This window comes from Microbacterium sp. Leaf351, from assembly GCF_001423825.1.
GTDB classification, from domain to species: domain Bacteria; phylum Actinomycetota; class Actinomycetes; order Actinomycetales; family Microbacteriaceae; genus Microbacterium; species Microbacterium ginsengisoli.
In genome coordinates this window covers 1-910 of record NZ_LMPK01000023.1, presented here as the reverse complement: position 1 = coordinate 910, position 910 = coordinate 1, and the positions used below count along the sequence as shown (strand labels likewise).

The following is a 910-nucleotide window of genomic DNA, read 5'->3' as shown; positions in this document are numbered from 1 at the left end:
TCCGCGGCGCGGAGGATCGCCGACTGCAGTTGCGGGTCGTTGAGCCGGTCGAAGATCGCCGGGTTGATCGCGAACCCGTGACGCCGAACGCCGTGCGCATGCGCGGTCAGGCTCGGATTGGATCGCCGCGATTCGTAGAGCAGGTGCGCGACCGTCGCGTACACCTCCGCCTGAGAGGGAGCGGCACCGTCCTTCAGAGTCCTCTCGTGCGTCGACCACTCGAACGGCCAGAGCGCGAACTTCGGGTTGATGCGCTGGACGCCGCGACGGTTCGCCTCGTCGAAATCGGGCGCAGCAAACAGCTGGTCCTCACCCAGCGCGCGAAGGGCAGCCGTCCGCGCGCGCACGGCCCGGCGTTCCTGGCGGTAACCGTAGCGGCCGAGCCACGAGTCGATCTGCTCGAGCGCGGCGAATTCGGCTCTCCACGAGTTGCGGGAGCCCGGACCTCGCGGGTCGCGCGGGAGCGTCCAGCCGATCTGGAACGCGCTCGACGAATCGTTGCTGCGCAGGCCGAGGGAATTCTTGAAGATCTCCATGGCATTGTCGGACTCGGGGTGCGCCGCCCCGACGAGGTAGGCAGTGCTGACCGTGTCGGGAAGGGTTCGGAGGTCGCGGTTGACGCTCAGCAGGGCACGACCCGAACCGATGATGCCCACGACGACGAGCACAAGGCTCCCGTCGGGAAGGTTCTCCAACGCCTCGTGCATCGACAGCGACCCCGGTGAACCGGTCGCGCGCCACACCACCGGGCCTACCTTCACTGCTGCCTTACCCCACTCGTGTCGCGCGACGAAGTCGGCGAGCGCTTGGGATTCGTCGTCCGACAGCGTCACGATGGCAGAGACCGTCTGAGCCGCCCCCTTCATTCGGTCCGGACGTTCTGTGAGTCGTCGGTTTCCATTTGATGGGT

General features: G+C 67.0%; 1 protein-coding gene. It reads right to left on the bottom strand.

The window, feature by feature from the left end; genetic code table 11:
- On the bottom strand, positions 1 to 833 hold an 833-nt coding region (locus ASG00_RS15350; RefSeq protein ID WP_162238365.1), incomplete at its 3' end, for a hypothetical protein.
- Positions 834 to 910: the final 77 nt, after the last annotated feature.